General features: G+C 70.5%; 14 protein-coding genes. 7 read left to right on the top strand and 7 right to left on the bottom strand.

The window, feature by feature from the left end; all coding sequences use genetic code 11:
- Nucleotides 1-16: 16 nt before the first annotated feature.
- The 6 genes from NLX83_RS33340 to NLX83_RS33365 all read left to right on the top strand — a co-directional run bounded on the left by NLX83_RS33340 (nucleotide 17) and on the right by NLX83_RS33365 (nucleotide 5988).
- The gene (locus NLX83_RS33340) at nucleotides 17-1570 is read left to right on the top strand and encodes a sugar ABC transporter ATP-binding protein (RefSeq protein WP_254239229.1); all 1554 of its coding nucleotides are present in this window, start codon (nucleotides 17-19) and stop codon (nucleotides 1568-1570) included.
- Entirely contained in the window at nucleotides 1563-2528 is a 966-nt protein-coding gene (locus NLX83_RS33345; RefSeq protein ID WP_254239230.1) for an ABC transporter permease, read from the top strand. Before NLX83_RS33340 ends, NLX83_RS33345 begins: the two co-directional genes overlap by 8 nt.
- Complete coding sequence (locus NLX83_RS33350; RefSeq protein WP_254239231.1) at nucleotides 2525-3493, top strand: ABC transporter permease; 969 nt, start codon at nucleotides 2525-2527, stop codon at nucleotides 3491-3493. The genes NLX83_RS33345 and NLX83_RS33350 overlap by 4 nt, the downstream gene beginning before the upstream one ends.
- Nucleotides 3494-3683: 190 nt before the next feature.
- Entirely contained in the window at nucleotides 3684-4337 is a 654-nt protein-coding gene (locus tag NLX83_RS33355; protein WP_254239232.1) for a peptidoglycan recognition protein family protein, read from the top strand.
- A gap of 114 nt (nucleotides 4338-4451) precedes the next feature.
- The gene (locus NLX83_RS33360) at nucleotides 4452-5054 is read left to right on the top strand and encodes a TetR/AcrR family transcriptional regulator (RefSeq protein ID WP_254239233.1); all 603 of its coding nucleotides are present in this window, start codon (nucleotides 4452-4454) and stop codon (nucleotides 5052-5054) included.
- A gap of 52 nt (nucleotides 5055-5106) precedes the next feature.
- On the top strand, nucleotides 5107-5988 hold the full coding sequence (locus NLX83_RS33365) for a TIGR03620 family F420-dependent LLM class oxidoreductase (RefSeq protein WP_254239234.1): 882 nt from the start codon (nucleotides 5107-5109) through the stop codon (nucleotides 5986-5988).
- Here NLX83_RS33365 and NLX83_RS33370 read toward each other — a convergent pair.
- The 5 genes from NLX83_RS33370 to NLX83_RS33390 all read right to left on the bottom strand — a co-directional run bounded on the left by NLX83_RS33370 (nucleotide 5927) and on the right by NLX83_RS33390 (nucleotide 10663).
- Nucleotides 5927-7201, bottom strand: coding sequence for a glycosyltransferase 87 family protein (locus NLX83_RS33370; RefSeq protein ID WP_254239235.1), 1275 nt, complete (start codon nucleotides 7199-7201; stop codon nucleotides 5927-5929). The genes NLX83_RS33365 and NLX83_RS33370 overlap by 62 nt on opposite strands.
- A gap of 97 nt (nucleotides 7202-7298) precedes the next feature.
- On the bottom strand, nucleotides 7299-8117 hold the full coding sequence (locus NLX83_RS33375; RefSeq protein ID WP_254239335.1) for a spermidine synthase: 819 nt from the start codon (nucleotides 8115-8117) through the stop codon (nucleotides 7299-7301).
- Nucleotides 8118-8167: 50 nt separating this feature from the next.
- Nucleotides 8168-8545: an adenosylmethionine decarboxylase gene (speD, locus tag NLX83_RS33380; protein ID WP_030431858.1), complete on the bottom strand. Its 378-nt coding sequence runs from the start codon at nucleotides 8543-8545 to the stop codon at nucleotides 8168-8170.
- 64 nt (nucleotides 8546-8609) lie between these two features.
- Complete coding sequence (locus tag NLX83_RS33385; RefSeq protein ID WP_254239236.1) at nucleotides 8610-9788, bottom strand: type III PLP-dependent enzyme; 1179 nt, start codon at nucleotides 9786-9788, stop codon at nucleotides 8610-8612.
- Nucleotides 9789-9850: 62 nt separating this feature from the next.
- The gene (locus NLX83_RS33390; RefSeq protein WP_254239237.1) at nucleotides 9851-10663 is read right to left on the bottom strand and encodes a helix-turn-helix transcriptional regulator; all 813 of its coding nucleotides are present in this window, start codon (nucleotides 10661-10663) and stop codon (nucleotides 9851-9853) included.
- 242 nt (nucleotides 10664-10905) lie between these two features.
- Between NLX83_RS33390 and NLX83_RS33395 the strand changes: the two genes are divergently transcribed.
- Nucleotides 10906-11859 (top strand): aldo/keto reductase, encoded by a 954-nt coding sequence (locus tag NLX83_RS33395; protein ID WP_254239238.1) that lies wholly within the window; start codon nucleotides 10906-10908, stop codon nucleotides 11857-11859.
- On the opposite strand, the gene NLX83_RS33400 is transcribed toward NLX83_RS33395, so the two are convergent.
- Nucleotides 11856-13313: an eCIS core domain-containing protein gene (locus tag NLX83_RS33400; protein WP_254239239.1), complete on the bottom strand. Its 1458-nt coding sequence runs from the start codon at nucleotides 13311-13313 to the stop codon at nucleotides 11856-11858. The genes NLX83_RS33395 and NLX83_RS33400 overlap by 4 nt on opposite strands.
- 1 nt (nucleotide 13314) lies before the next feature.
- Nucleotides 13315-14730, bottom strand: a complete 1416-nt coding sequence (locus NLX83_RS33405) for a DUF6519 domain-containing protein (RefSeq protein WP_254239240.1) — start codon at nucleotides 14728-14730, stop codon at nucleotides 13315-13317.
- Between the last annotated feature and the right edge of the window lies 1 nt (nucleotide 14731).

The raw sequence follows: 14731 nt of genomic DNA on the forward strand, positions 1-14731 counted from the left end.
ACAGTGAGGGGTCACCATGTCGTCCTCGGAGGACATGTCGGAGGAGCCGACGGCACAGGTGGTGCTGGAGGCGTCGGGAATCCGTAAGTCCTTCGCGGGCGTGCACGCCCTGCGCGGGGTCGACTTCCGGCTGCGCGCGGGCGAGGTGCACGCGCTCGTCGGCGAGAACGGAGCGGGCAAGTCCACCCTGATCAAGGTGCTGACCGGGGTGTACCAACCGGACGACGGGGAGCTGCACTACCTCGGCGCCCCGGTGTCCTTCGCCCGGCCCGCCGCGGCGCAGGAGGCGGGCATCAGCACGGTCTACCAGGAGGTCAACCTGGTGCCGTCGATGACCGTGGCGCACAACCTCTACCTCGGCCGGGAACCGCGGTCGGGCTTCGGACTGGTGGACTTCCGCGGGATGCGCCGCGACGCCGAGAACCTGTTGGAGGACCTCGGCATCGACGTCGACCCGCGGCGGCAGCTCGGCTCGCTCGGGCTCGGTGTGCAGCAGATGGTCGCGGTAGCTCGGGCGGTCAGCGCCGACGCGCGCGTGGTGATCATGGACGAGCCGACCTCGTCGCTGGAGCCGCGCGAGGTGGAGACGCTGTTCGAGCTGATCCGCAGGTTGCACGAGCGCGATGTCGCGGTGGTCTACGTGAGCCACCGGATGGAGGAGCTGTTCCAGATCTGCGACGCCGTCACGGTGCTGCGCGACGGGCGGCTCGTCCACAGTGGACCGATGTACGAGATGACCCGGCTGGAGCTGGTCTCCACCATGCTCGGCAGGCCGCTGAGCGAGGTGCGCCGCGAGGGCACGACGGCCTTCGGCGGTGACCACGAGACCGGTTCGACGGCGCTGCTGCGGGCGACCGGCATGTCCCGGCGCGGGGTGCTCGGCGCGGTGGACCTCTCGGTGAAGCCGGGCGAGGTGCTCGGGCTCGGCGGACTGCTCGGTTCCGGGCGCAGCGAGACGGTGAAAGCGTTGGTGGGACTGCAGTCCCTGGACGCCGGGGTGATCGAGGTCGACGGCCGGACCGTGCGGCGCGGCTCCGCGGCCTCGGCGATCCGGGCGGGGATCGTGCTGGTGCCGGAGGACCGCAAGGCCGAGGGCATCATCCCGCACCTGTCGGTCCGGGAGAACATCGTGCTGGCCGCGCTGCCCAGGCTCTCCAAGGCCGGGATCGTCTCCCGCGCGCGGCAGGACAAGGTGGTCGCGACGTTCATGGAACGCTTGCGCATCAAGGCTTCCAGCCCGGAGCAGAAGGTCAACGAGCTCTCCGGCGGCAACCAGCAGAAGGTGATGCTGGCCCGCTGGCTGGCGATGAGCCCGAAGGTGCTGCTGCTGGACGAGCCCACGCGCGGCATCGACGTCGGCGCGAAGGCCGAGGTCCAGTCCCTTGTGGACGATCTGGCCGAACAGGGGCTCGGCATCATCCTGGTCTCCTCGGACCTGGAGGAGCTGGTCGAGGGAGCGGATCGGATCGTGGTGCTCAAGGACGGGTCGTCGGTGGCGGTGCTGACCGACTCCGAGGTCTCCGTGGACGGCGTCATGTCGGCCATCGCCGAGGGAGGGGCCGATGAGTGAGGTGACCGCGGGCATCAGGCCCGGGTCGCGCGCCCATCTCGTTGGGCTGGCGCGGGACTACGGCGTCTACGTGGCGCTGGGGTTGCTGGTCGTGGTCAACCTGGCGATCACACCGAACTTCCTGTCCGTTGACAACCTGCGGACGCAGGCGGTCCAGGTGGTCCCGGTGCTCGTGGTCGCGCTGGGCATGGCGCTGGTCATCGGCACCAAGGGCGTCGACCTCTCGGTGGGCTCGGTGATGGCGCTGGCCACCGCGATGCTGCCGATGTACCTGGGCTACGGGCCGGTGGTGGCCGTGGTGATCTGCCTCGCGGTGGGCGCGGCGGCCGGGCTGCTCAACGGCTCGCTGGTCGCTTTCATCGGTGTGCAGCCAATTGTGGCCACCCTGGCGCTGCTCGTCGGCGGGCGCGGACTGGCGCTGGTGATCTCCGGCGGCCAGCTGCGCGAGGTCCGCAACCCCGAGATCCGGGAGCTGGGCGCGGGTTCGGCCTTCGGCGTCCCGTACACGGTCCTGGTCGCGGTCGTGCTGGTGGTGCTGGTGTCGTTGTTGGTCAGCCGCACCACTTTCGGCCGCCAGCTGGTCGCGGTCGGCGGCAACCCGCGCGCCGCGGAGTTCGCCGGGCTGCCGGTGAAACGGGTGCTGCTCGGGGTGTACGTGCTGTGCGCGGTGCTCGCCGCGATCGCCGGTGTGCTGGCGACGGCGCGGCTGACCGCGAGCGACCCGTCCCGACTCGGCGAGCTGATCGAGCTCTCCGCGATCACCGCCGTGGTGGTCGGCGGGACGCCGCTGTCCGGTGGGCGGGTGCGGGTGCTCGGCACGGTGGCGGGCGCGGTGCTGATGCAGCTGATCACCGCGACGCTGATCAAGAACGACGTGCCCGCCTCGGTGGCGCAGATGGCGCAGGCGCTGATCATCGTGGCCGCGGTGCTGGTGCAGCGGGAGAGGAACGCGTCGTGAGCACTTCACAGCAGACCCGCTCGGGAGCCCTGGCCGGACTGGTGCAGCGGCACGGCGCGCTCGGCGTGCTGGTGCTGCTGCTCGTGGTCGGCGGGCTGGCCTTCGACACCTTCCTGACCGCGTACAACCTCGGCAACCTCGCGGTGCAGGCGTCCTTCCTCGCGGTGATCGCGCTGGGCATGACGATGGTGATCGTCTCCGGCGGCATCGACCTGTCCGTGGGATCGGTGTACGCGCTGTCCGGGGTGCTCGCCGCGTACTCGGCGCGGTGGGGCCCGATCGCGGCGCTGCTGGTGCCGCTCGCGGTGGCCGCGGCGATCGGCCTGGTGCAGGGACTGCTGGTGGGCCGCGCGAAACTGGCCCCGTTCATCGTCACGCTCGGCGGGCTGCTGTTCGCCCGCGGCCTGTTGCAGTTCCTCACCGCCGAGGGCAGCGAGACCTACCTGGTGCCACGCGAGTCCGCGTTCCTCCAGCTCGGCCAGGGCAGCGTGCTCGGCGTCGGCGTGCCGGTGCTGATCGTGGTGCTGCTCTACGCGGTCGGCGGAATCGTGTTGCAGCGCACCAGGTTCGGCATGCGGCTGTTCGCCATCGGCGGCGGTGAGGACGCGGCGAACCTGATGGGCCTGCCGGTCACCTCCACCAAGGTCGGCGTGTACGTGCTGTCGGCGACGCTGGCCGGGCTCGCGGGCACGATGAACGCCGCGCAGCTCGGGTCGGGCGTCACCGTGATCGGCGTCGGACTGGAGCTGAACGCGATCGCCGCGGTGGTGATCGGCGGGACGCTGCTGGCGGGCGGCATGGGCAGCGTCAGCGGCACGCTCGCGGGCGTGGCGCTGCTGTTCGTGATCCAGGACCTGATCAACCAGGTCGGCGGCTTCAACTCCAACCTCCAGGCCGTCGTCAGCGGCGCCGTGCTGATCACCGTCGTGGTCCTGCAGACCCTGCTCTCCCGAGCCCGCCGCTAACGCCTCGGCCGCTCGGGGGTTGGGGGCGGTTGAAGACTTGTGGAGGGGTGGTCGGGGGTACTTGAAGACCGCCGGACCACCGTGCGTGTCAAGGGGGCGAAGGGGTGTGCGCGGTTTGAAAGCGTGAACAAGTACCGGACAAGCGAGGCGGGAAAGGCTGACGTTCCCTGCAACGTGTCCGGAGGCTCCGATGGAAGGCACCCCTTCGCTCGACCGCCGTTCCCTGTTCCGCACCATGGCCGGGGTGGGCGCGCTCGCCGCGGCCGGGCAGCTGATCACGCCCGCGACGGCGCTCGCGGCGCCCGCGTCCCCGCGCATCTTCACCTGCGCGGAGTGGGGTGCCAGGGCGGTCAGCGGCATCACCACGCTGAACCACCGGCCCAACCGCATCCTCGTGCACCACATGGCGAACCCGAACAGCACCACCTACACGCAGGCGCACGCCTTCCAGGTGGCGCGGAACTGCCAGGCCGGGCACATGGGGCAGGGCTGGGCCGACACCGGCCAGCACTTCACCATCAGCAGGGGCGGCCACGTCATGGAGGGCCGCAAGGGCAGCCTGAGCACGCTCCGCGGCCGCACCCAGATGATCAAGGCGGCGCACTGCCCCGGGTTCAACGAGAACTCCATCGGCATCGAGAACGAGGGCACCTACACCAGCGCCGTGCCCACGACCGCGCAGTGGAACGCGCTGGTCAACATGTGCGCGTACGTCTGCTACCAGTACGGGATCTCGCCGAGCAACATCAGCGGGCACCGCGACCACTTCGCCACGGCCTGTCCGGGCAACCAGTTCTACGCCAAGCTCGCTCAGCTGCGATCCGAGGTCAGGGCGAAGCTCTGACCGCACGAACCACACAGGGGCGGCTACATCCTGGAGGGCCACCATTGGGGCAGCTGAGTGGCCCTCCAGGCCCCGCCTTGCAAATGATGACTGCTCGGTCATAAACTCATCGGCATGACGGCTGCGCGCACGGGTCCCGGTCGTCCTCGGGAGTTCGACGAGGACGCGGTGCTCGACGCCGCCGGCGAGGCGTTCCTGCGACGCGGCTACCACGCGACCTCGCTGACCGACCTGACCACGGCGACCGGCCTGCACCGCGGCAGCCTCTACGGCGCGTTCGGCGACAAGCACCGCCTGTTCCTCGCGGCGCTGCGCAGGCACGCCCGACTGGCCGCCGCGGCAGTTGAAGATGATCTCGCGAACGCGGCGACCCCCTTGGAGGGCATCCGTGCGCTACTGCTCCGGCAAGCCCGGAAAGCCATGCAGCACATGGACGAATGCCGCGGTTGCCTGCTGGCGAACAGCACACTGGAAATGCTCCCCGGCGACGAGCAGGTCGCCGGGATCATCGCCGGGCACTACCGCTGGCGGGAGGACCGCCTGACCGAGACGCTGGAGCTGGCCCGCGCGCAGGGGCAGTCAACCGCGGCCCCGCCGAGGGCGTTCGCCCGCTACGTGGGCACGGTGATCGAGGGCCTGTGGCAGCTCGGCCGCACCGCGTCGGACCCGCGCCAGCTCACCGAGGTCGCCGAAGCCGCGATGCGCGCGCTGCGGTGATCCTTTTTTTTGCCCTAATTCATGACCGATCAGTCATTATTTGGAGGATGCGATGCTCGGGCACGTCGGAGTCTGGTCGAGTGCGTTCGTGTGGGGCTCTGCCGCCGAGGCGAGGGAACTGGCCCAGGAGGCCGAGGAGCTGGGCTACGGCGCGCTCTGGTTCGGCGAGGGGGGCACCGGCAAGGAATCGCTGAGCAACGCCGCGCTGCTGCTCGGCGCCACGAAGCGGATCACCGTCGCCACCGGCATCTCCAACATCTGGGCGCGCGACGCCACGGCCATGCGCGCGGGCGGTGACACGCTCAGCGAGGCGTTCCCCGGGCGCTTCCTGCACGGGCTCGGCGTGAGCCACATGTCGCAGGTGTCCGGGCGCGGTCACGACTACGGCAAGCCGATCTCCACCATGCGCGCCTACCTCGACGCGATGGACGCCGCCAAGTACACCGCGCCCGCGCCCCAGGAGCCGACACCCCGCGTGCTGGCGGCGCTGCGTCCCAAGATGTTGGAGCTGGCGCGGGACCGCACGGCGGGTGCTCACTCGTACTTCATGCCGCCCGCGCACAGTCACCAGGCCCGATTGGTACTGGGTACCACTTCGGTCCTCGCGGCCGAGCAGGCCGTGCTGCTGGAGACCGACCCGGTGCGGGCGCGGGAGATCGCCCGGGAGCACACGGCGGTCTCCCTGTCGATGCCGAACTACGTGAACGCGTTGCGGTGGGTCGGATTCGACGAGTCCGATGTGGAGGGTGCGGGCAGCGACCGGCTGGTGGACGCGATCGTCGCGTGGGGAGACGTCGACGCGATCCGCGCTCGGGTGCGCGAACACCTCGACGCCGGGGCGGATCACGTCGCGGTGCAGGCCCTCGGCACGTTCAGCTCCGCGCGGCGCCAACTCCGGGAGCTCGCCCCGGCTCTTCGCGGCGCAGGCGAATAGCCACGAAGGCGATCACGATCACGAAGATCACCAGATAGGCGTTGCGGGTCAACGGTTCCAGCCACGCCGGGGCCTCGACGAGGAACAGCCCGGTGTCGGGCGGACCGAGCTCGCCGGGCTTCAAAGCCTTGCCGAACCAGGAGAAGCCGAGCAGGTACACGGCGGCGAGCGCGCCCCACGCGAGCTTGTCCCGGTACCGCAGCCCGAGCACGCACAGGTACACCGACAGCGGCACGAACCAGACCCAGTGGTGGCACCACGAGAACGGCGAGACCATCGTGCCGGTCAGGCCGCACAGGGTGACGCCGAGCACTTCGTTGCCGCGCTTGGTGACCCACGCGGCCAGGCCGAGCCCGGCGAGGCCGCACGCGCCCGCGACGAGGATCCACGGCAGGGCCGGGGGCTCGTTGGTGTCGAAGAAACGGGCGATCATGCCGCGCGCGGACTGGTTGCTGGGCCAGACCGTCGGGCCGACGCGGCCGGAGGTGAAGAACGTGCCGGTCCAGTACTTCAGCGCGTCGGAGGGGATCAGCAGGAAGCCGAGGCCGATCGTGCCGAGGAAGGTCGCGGTGGCCACGCCCGCCGCGCGGAAGCGGCCGGTGAGCAGGAGGTAGACGATGAAGATCGCGGGGGTGAGCTTGATGCCCGCGGCGATGCCGACGCCGACCCCCTGCCACCTGCCGCCCGCCCGGTTCGTCAAGTCCCACAACAGGATCACCATGAGCAGCAGGTTGATCTGGCCGAGCCAGACCGTGGTGCGCACCGCCTCCAGCCAGAACAGCGGGCCGGTCAGCAGCACGCCGAGGAACACCAGGTTCCGGTTGGCGTGGTAGCCCAGCCTGCGGAAGGCGATCCAGATCGCGCCGAACAGCAGCGCCAGGTTCGCCAGCAGCGACAGCGTCTTGAGCAGCCACAGCGGCAGGAACGCGAGCGGGGTGAACACCAGTGCGGCGAACGGCGTGTAGGTGAACTCCAGCGCGTGCAGCACCGGCTTCTCGTAGAGCGGCCTGCCGCTGAGCACGAAGTCCCCGCCCGCGGCGTACACCTGCACGTCGATCATGATCAGGTGGCCCGGCCAGATCGCGGCGGTGACCGCGTAGGCGGCGAGCGCGGCCAGCAGCACGAGCGGGGCGATCACCCGCAGCCACGCCGGAAGCCGCAGTTCCCGGGCGTCGCCCGGCTGCGCCGACGAGGACGCGACCACAGAAGACATGGTTCCCACACTAAACGGCACTACGCCAACCGGCTTACGCGGTGTGAGGTCCCCCCGCATCGAACCCTTCGACTTGCGGGGGGACTCCTGGCCAGGTCTAGGCGGTGCGGACCAGCAACGGCGGGACGGTGTTGCCGCGGAGGGCGTCGGCGTCGACGGTCTCCGGGCGGTAGCCGCAGGACGGCAGCGCCGAGATCATCTTCTCCGTCGGGTCGGCCACCGAGTCCGCGCGGCCGAACAGGTAGGCCCACTCGTGCTCGTCGGAGCCGTAGTACGCCACCGTGTCGAACACCTCGCTGAAGCGCTGCCACGAGCGGATCAGGGTGGTGTTGCGCCACATCGTCTGGCAGCCCGCCTGGCAGATCACCACGCCGCCGGGGGCGAGCACGGAACGCGCCATCTTCAGGAACTCGGTCTCGTAGAGCCGGTTGTGCTGCGCGAACTCCTCGCGCTCGTCCGGCAGGTCGACCAAGACCACGTCGTAGGTCTCGCCCGCCTCGACCGCGTCCACCAGGAACTGCCAGCCGTCGGTGAGGTGCAGCTTGATCGGCCCGTCACCGGCGACCGCGGCGTCGACCTGCTCCGGCGTGTAGCCGTAGGGCAGGTGCCGGGCGCACGCGCGCACACACTCCTCGTCGATGTCCACGTGGTCGACGCGGGTGGCGCCCGCGGCCACGGCCATGTGGCAGACCACGCCCTCGCTGGAGCCGACCACGAGCACGCGGTCGATCTTGTCCGCCAGCAGCAGGCCGGGGACCATCAGCGCCTCGTGGTAGGTCAGCTGGCTGTACTCGGTGCTCTGCCGGTCGTTGTCGCAGAACAGCGACACGCCCTGGGAGGTCTTGCCGATGACCACGTGCTGGAAGGCGGTGCGGCCCTCCCAGATCACGTCGTCCATCCGCCACTGCCGGACCATGCCCTCGGCAAGCGGCTCGGTGATCCAGCGGCCCTCGCTGGTGATGGTGCTCAACTCGTCTCCCAACCGCGGTGAATGGTCTTGGTCTGCACGGTGGCCGCGCCGAGCGCCTCGGCGAGCAGCCGGACGGCGAGCTCGGGCCGGGCCCGGTCGCCGCAGGTGAACACGTCGACGAACAGCGCCCCGATCTCGGGGTAGGTGTGGATCGACGCGTGCGACTCCGACAGCAGCGCGAGCACGGTCACGCCCTGCGGCTCGAACTGCTTGGACGAGACGTCGCAGACGGTCGCACCGGCCTGGTCGAGCACGTGCTCCAGGGTTCGGCGCAGGAAGAGCTCGTCGTCGAGCAGCGACGCGTCGATCCCCGCGAACTCGGCGAGGACGTGCTGCCCGGTGAACAGACCCACGACTGGGGCCTGCGTCTGCACCGGCCCTGAGGCAGTGGACACCTACTCAACCTCCCTGAACTCTCCCAGCGGACTCCGGCTGGAGCTAGATCTGCTTCGCCCCGATGACGTGCGTCGACAGGGGCGGGAAACCGTTGAAGGACACCGAGGAATAGCTCGCCGTGTAGGCGCCGGTGCACGGGATGTCGACATGGTCGCCCGCGGCCAGCGCGAGCGGCAACCGATATGCGGTGCGCTGGTAGAGCACGTCGTCGCCGTCGCAGGTCGGCCCCGCGACCACCACGGGCCCGTCCGGCCCGCCGTCGTGGGTGGTGCGCAGCCGGTAGGCGATCGCCTCGCCCTCGCACTCGGCCATGCCGTTGTACCGGCCGATGTCGAGGTAGACCCAGCGGTGGGGGTCCTCGACGGACTTCCTGGAGACCAGGACCACCTCGGAGCGGATCATCCCGGCGTCGCCGACGAGGGCGCGGCCCGGCTCGATGATCAGGTCGGGGCGGTCGGGGAAGTGCCGGTCCAGCGCGCGTTCGACGGCCGCCGCGTACTCGGTGAGCGCGGGCACTTCTTCGGTGTAGGTCGAAGGAAAACCGCCGCCGAGGTTGACCAGGTGCACCGGGACGCCCGCCGCGGCGACCTGCGCGGCGCGGGCGATGCCCAGCTCCCACGCGGACGGGTCGACGTGCTGCGAGCCGACGTGGAAGGACACGCCGCGCACGTCCAGTCCGCGCTCCCCCGCGTCACGGAGCAGCTCGATCGCCATCTCCGGGGCGCAGCCGAACTTCCTGCCGAAGGGCGTGCGCGCGCCGTCCGCCTCGACCAGCACGCGGCAGAACACCGAGGCGCCGGGCGCGTGCTCGGCGAGGTGCGCGACGTCCTGGGCGCTGTCGAGCACGAAGAGCCGGACTCCGCGCGCGTACGCGTAGGCGATGTCGGCGGCCTTCTTGATGGTGTTGCCGTAGGAGATCGTCTCCGGCGCGGCGCCCTGGGCGAGGCACAGGTCGATCTCGCCGGTGCTGGCGACGTCGAAGCACGCGCCGAGCCCGACGAGCAGCCGGACCACGTCGGGGTGCGGGTTCGCCTTGACGGCGTAGAAGATCCGCGCGTCCGGCATGGCGGCGCGCAGCCTCCGGTAGTTGTGCTCGACCACGTCGAGGTCGAGCACGAGGCAGGGGGTCGGCGGGCGGTGGGTGTCCAGGAAACGCCTGATGCGGGCACTGGGGTGGTTCGTCGTCTCCGCAGCTACCGCGGTGGCAAGGCTCTCGGACATTCCGCTTGTTGATCTCCCGTCACTCGCCGCACCCGACGGGAGCGCCGCCGGAGAACTTTAGGTCATGGTGCGCCCGGGAACCGAGTCGCGGTGCCCCGCCGGGGAAGTGATCTCTCCCACGGGGTGTTCGCCTGAGTCGGTAGGTAGATCACCAGGCGCTGGTCCTCGGTGCCGGGCAGGGCGAGGTTCTCGTAGGCCAGCCGCAGCTCACCCCACAGCTCGTCCCCCGTCCACGACGGGAGGACCCCGGCCGCGGCGTACCTGCGGCTGAACTCCGCGCCCGCCGTGATCGACAGCTCCTCGGCGAGGGCGGCGGCGTGGTGGTCGGCGAGGTCCGCGGCCGCTCGCAGTGCCGCGGCGTGGGTGTCGGCGACGCGGTCCCACTCCGGGAAGGCCGTGTGCGCCCTGGGGTCGGTGAACACGAACCGCGCGAGGTTGGGGTACTCGGCGTCGAGGAGGCCGATCGCGGCGGCCAGCTCCCCGAAGCCGTCGCTCCACGCCAGCAGATCGCCCTGCGCGTCGGCGACGAACGCCAGCTCCAGTTGGTCGAGCAGCGCGCGCACGGTGGGACGCACCTCCCGCTCCGGCGGCGTGGACTGCGTGCACACCGCCCCGTCCGCGATCTTGGCGAGGCGGTGCAGGTGCACGCGCTCGTCCGGCGCGAGGCGGAGCGCGTCGGCGAGCGCGCCCAGCACCTGCCCGGAGGGCCTGCGGTCGCTGCCGCGCTCCAATCGGGTCAGGTACTCCACGCTGATGCTCGCCAGCTCGGCCAGCTCCGACCGGCGCAGACCCGGAGTGCGGCGCGGTCCCGGCTCGGCGGGCGCCGTCGCCTCCCGCCTAGCCCTCAGGAAGGTCCCCAGCGCATTCTCGGCCACACCCCCGAGTCTAGAAGCGCCCCACGACACCCCGCCCCAATGACTCATTCGTTCCGTTGAACGTGCTGAATGAGTCATTCGGTGCGTTGAGCCCCCTCAATGACTCATTCAGCACGTTAGGTCCCTGAACGGGTCGTTGGGGGCGTTGAGGTCCCCGAACGACCCGTTCAGGGCATAACGGTGGGGATGGGGGTCCCTGGGAGGGCCTCCCTTGGGGAAGGGCGGAGGCGGAGGGTGGGGGTATGCGTTATCGACTGTTCGGCCGGACCGGCCTGCGCGTGTCCGAATTCGTTCTCGGCACGATGACCTTCGAGGACCCGGAGCAGACCAGGAAGACGATCGAGGCGTTCGCGGACGCGGGCGGCAACTTCCTCGACACCGCGTCGGCCTACGGGGAGAGCGAGAGCCTGCTCGGCGCGGCGATCCAGGAGCGCGACCGCTTCGTGATCGGGACGAAGTACACGTTGTCCCGCGACGCGGCCGACCCCAACGGCGCGGGCAACCACCGCAAGAACCTGCGGCTGTCCCTCGAACGGAGTCTGCGACGGCTGCGCACGGACTACGTCGACGTGTACTGGGTGCACATCTGGGACCGCCACACGCCGCTGGAGGAGACGATGCGCGCGCTGGACGACGCGGTCCGCGCGGGCAAGATCCTTTACGTCGGGATCTCTGACGCGCCCGCCTGGGTGGTGAGCCGGGCGAACACGCTCGCGGAGTGGCGCGACTGGACCCCGTTCGCGGGTCTTCAAGTGCCCTACAACCTCGTGCGGCGCGACGTGGAACGCGAACTGCTGCCGATGGCGGAGGCACTCGGGCTGAGCGTCACCGCGTGGGGTCCGCTCGCCGCGGGCCTGCTCTCCGGCGGAGCGTCCCGCCGCGTCGACCCGGCGAAGCTCTCCCCGCGCGAGCGCGCCGCGGCCGACGCGGTCCGCTCTGCCGCAGCGGAACTGGGCGCGACGCCGTCCCAGGTGGCGCTCGCGTGGATCAGGCAGAAGTCGCCCGTGGTGCTGCCCCTCGTCGGCGCGCGCAACGCCGAGCAGATCGCGGAGAACGTCGTCAGCGTCGTGCTGCCCGACGAGGTGATGCGGCGGCTGGACTCCGCGGTGGAGTTCGAACGCGGCTTCCCCGCCGACTTCATCGCGGAGTGCGAGACGAGCCCCTTCGTCTTCGGCGCCGTCGCGGGGAAGCTCTAGATCCAGTCGGCGGTGTCCCCGAAGACCTTCAGCGCCCGGTTGACGAAGGTCTCCTTGTCGCCCTGCTTGGGCTGTGCGCCCATCCACGAGAAGCTCGTGCCAGAACGGTCACCGCGCTTGCCCTTCATGAAGGCGGCGGAGAACAGGAACGCGTACTCGGGCCGGGCGGCTTCCTTCGGGTCCCCCTTGATCGCGTCCACCGCGGCCTGGCAGCGGTCCGCGGCCGCCGTGTCACCCTCGGCGCGGTACTGCTCGGCGGCTCGTTCCAGGACGGCGATCGTCTGGTGGTAGTTGCCGCGACCGGTGACCTGGAGGGGGCCGCGACCGCGGAAGGCCCAGCTCTTGCCGTCGGGGTTGATCTCGGCGCGCACCGCTCGGCTCGGCGGGTACATCCGCTCGAAGTAGCTGGTGTCGGTGCCGAGCTTCGTGGGGTCGTCCTCGAACGTCTGGTTGGTGAGCTGGGCTTCGGTGAACCTGCTGAACGCCCATGCCTCGATCAGCGTGTTCGCCACGAACAGCGCCCTCGCCTCGATCGTGTCGATCTTCAAGAGCGTGAACGCCTCGTTCATCTTGTCGAGGTAGCCGAGGACCTTGGTGGTCACGTCGGACTCGCTCATGGACTTCGGCGCGTTGCCGACCGCCTTCTGCTTCCACTGCGGGTCGATCTGGGTGAGCTGGTGCTCGGTCACCGGCGGGGGCAGGTCCGGGACGTCCACACCGCTCTCCTCGACCCAGCCCCTCGGCTTCGCGAGGTCGGGCAGGGTGCGCAGCGGCAGGAACCCGTTCTCCGGCGGCCCGACGAGCACTCTTCGCCCCGGCGGCAGGAGGAACGTGTGCTTGCCCCCGGCTTCCGGCTTCGACAGCACGGCCGCGGCGGACACGACGATCGTGCCGACCCTGGTTCCGGCGTGCTTGCGGGCGGCGGTGGGTCGGCTGGACGGGGTCAGCGGATCGATCCCCTTCTTGACCGCCTGGTAGCTGCCGGGTTCCTTGCCTCCGTACGCCGCGCCCCAGGACGGCGCGACCTGACGTGCCACCACCGGCGCCTGGGACGCGATGTGACCGCACGCGGCGCCGTGAGCCACCGCGTCCGCCTGGCTCTCGCTCGCGTGGTGCTCGGCGCCGACCATCAGGTCCGAGGACGGGAGGGCGCCGCGCTGCTGGATCACGTGCGTCAGTTCGTGCGCCAGCAGGCGGTCCCCGTCCACGGAGCCCGGCCGGTACCGGCCGGGGGCGAACGCGATGTGGTTGCCCACGGTGTAGGCGTTCGCCCCCACAGCTCCGGTGGAATCCGCGGCCTGCTGGTCGGTGTGCACGCGAACCTGGCTGAAATCCTTGCCCAGCCGCGATTCCATCACTTGCCGGGCCGAGTCCTCCAGCGGCAGGCCCGGCGTCCGCAGGACATCGTGGACGATCCGCGGAGCCCTCGTCACGTGTTCGCGGTCGCCGGACACGTCACGAACCCGGCTGCTTGCGGGTGCGCTTCGCGGACTCCTCGACCGGAGCGGGCGGGACCGGCACGGACTGCGCGGGGAACTGGTTGCGGAGGTCCAGCGGGGCGCCGGAGGTGTTGGGCACGAAAGCGAGCGGCGCGTAGTAGCAGGGGACGCCGTGCGGCTCGACGAAAGCCGGACCACCAGTCGCGTCCCGCGGCCACTGGACGTCGCCGAGCAGCGTGCGCGCCGGGATGAGCCAGTAGTCGCCGAACGAGTAGGCGCCGCCCTTCTCGAACATGATCCGGATGCCGTCCTCCAGATCGATCCACACGTCCTCGACCAACTCGATCGCGTTGTCCTTCGCCAGGTACGGCCCCGAAGTGCCGTCCTCCGGCTTCTTCTCCGGGCGCTGGTCCCACCGCCGAAGGTACGGGTGCAGCGTCGCGCGGGTCGGCCGCGGCGGACCGCTGAGCGTGACCCACTGGCGCTCGGCGTCGATGTCCTCGACGCGGAGCAGCGACTCGGACTGGCCGCGAACCGCGGACGCGTCGTCGACGAACTCGACCCAGTCACCGACGTCGAGGTCCAGCTTGTGATCCCGGCCCGCGGCGGCGAGGCGGACCTTCTGGCCCGAGACGGCGGCGACGGGGAACACGACCGAGCCGTTCTCCCGGGACCAGGTGAAGGTGGCCTTGGTGTCGCCATTCGCCGTGCCGCTCTTGTGGATCTCCACTCGGTACAGCTGGTTCTCCAAGCCGCGGTAGCGCGCGTCCGGCGCCGCGTTGCACGGGCTTTCCTTGGCATCAGCCGGAGTCTTCGCGCTGACCTTCAGCCGTGCGGTGAGCTTGTCCTCCTCCGCGCGCCACTTGTCCCACACCTCCTGGACCTTGGCCCGGGTCGGGTCCTGCAGCTCGGAGAAGATCTGGCCGGGCACCCGGTCGATGGCGTGCACCTGCCAGCTCACCTTGCCGCGCACGGCGGTGTCCGGGGCGAAGTCGCCGAGCGCGACCTCACGCAGAGCGGGGTCCTGCACGGAGGTCAGCATCCGCTCCCAGACCTTCAGGTACACCAGGTACGCCTTGTCGGAGGGCGGCAGTTCCCTGGAGTCGACGACCTGGTCGAGGTAGCGCTCCGGCTGCTCCCAGAAGTCGACGTCCGTCTCGTTCTCCGCGGGAACGCCGTTGACGTAGTACCGGCCGCGCCCGATCTGGACCTTGCCGCGCGCGGTCGCGTCCAGCGTGATCTCGAAGCCCAGGTCGGCCACCGGGCCCGCGTGCTGCCCGACCACGTCGGTGACGAACATGCGCAGCAGGTGCTGCTGGATCGCGGCCTGCTCGTTGAGGTCGGCGTCCAGGGTGACCCGCCCCTGCTGGGCCAGCACCCCGGAGTAGTGCTTACTGCGGTCGAAGCTCGCCCGCGAGAAATCTCCGTGCATG

The organism is Allokutzneria sp. A3M-2-11 16, assembly GCF_024213555.1.
Taxonomy (GTDB): Bacteria; Actinomycetota; Actinomycetes; order Mycobacteriales; family Pseudonocardiaceae; genus Allokutzneria.

Bases quoted from the DNA above. Each gene is read 5' to 3' on its own strand.
- NLX83_RS33340 (WP_254239229.1), top strand. From the start codon at position 17: ATGTCGTCCTCGGAGGACATGTCGGAGGAGCCGACGGCACAGGTGGTG.
- NLX83_RS33345 (WP_254239230.1), top strand. From the start codon at position 1,563: ATGAGTGAGGTGACCGCGGGCATCAGGCCCGGGTCGCGCGCCCATCTC.
- NLX83_RS33355 (WP_254239232.1), top strand. From the start codon at position 3,684: ATGGAAGGCACCCCTTCGCTCGACCGCCGTTCCCTGTTCCGCACCATG.
- NLX83_RS33360 (WP_254239233.1), top strand. From the start codon at position 4,452: ATGACGGCTGCGCGCACGGGTCCCGGTCGTCCTCGGGAGTTCGACGAG.
- NLX83_RS33365 (WP_254239234.1), top strand. From the start codon at position 5,107: ATGCTCGGGCACGTCGGAGTCTGGTCGAGTGCGTTCGTGTGGGGCTCT.
- NLX83_RS33370 (WP_254239235.1), bottom strand. From the start codon at position 7,201: ATGTCTTCTGTGGTCGCGTCCTCGTCGGCGCAGCCGGGCGACGCCCGG.
- NLX83_RS33375 (WP_254239335.1), bottom strand. From the start codon at position 8,117: ATGGTCCGGCAGTGGCGGATGGACGACGTGATCTGGGAGGGCCGCACC.
- NLX83_RS33385 (WP_254239236.1), bottom strand. From the start codon at position 9,788: ATGTCCGAGAGCCTTGCCACCGCGGTAGCTGCGGAGACGACGAACCAC.
- NLX83_RS33395 (WP_254239238.1), top strand. From the start codon at position 10,906: ATGCGTTATCGACTGTTCGGCCGGACCGGCCTGCGCGTGTCCGAATTC.
- NLX83_RS33405 (WP_254239240.1), bottom strand. From the start codon at position 14,730: ATGCACGGAGATTTCTCGCGGGCGAGCTTCGACCGCAGTAAGCACTAC.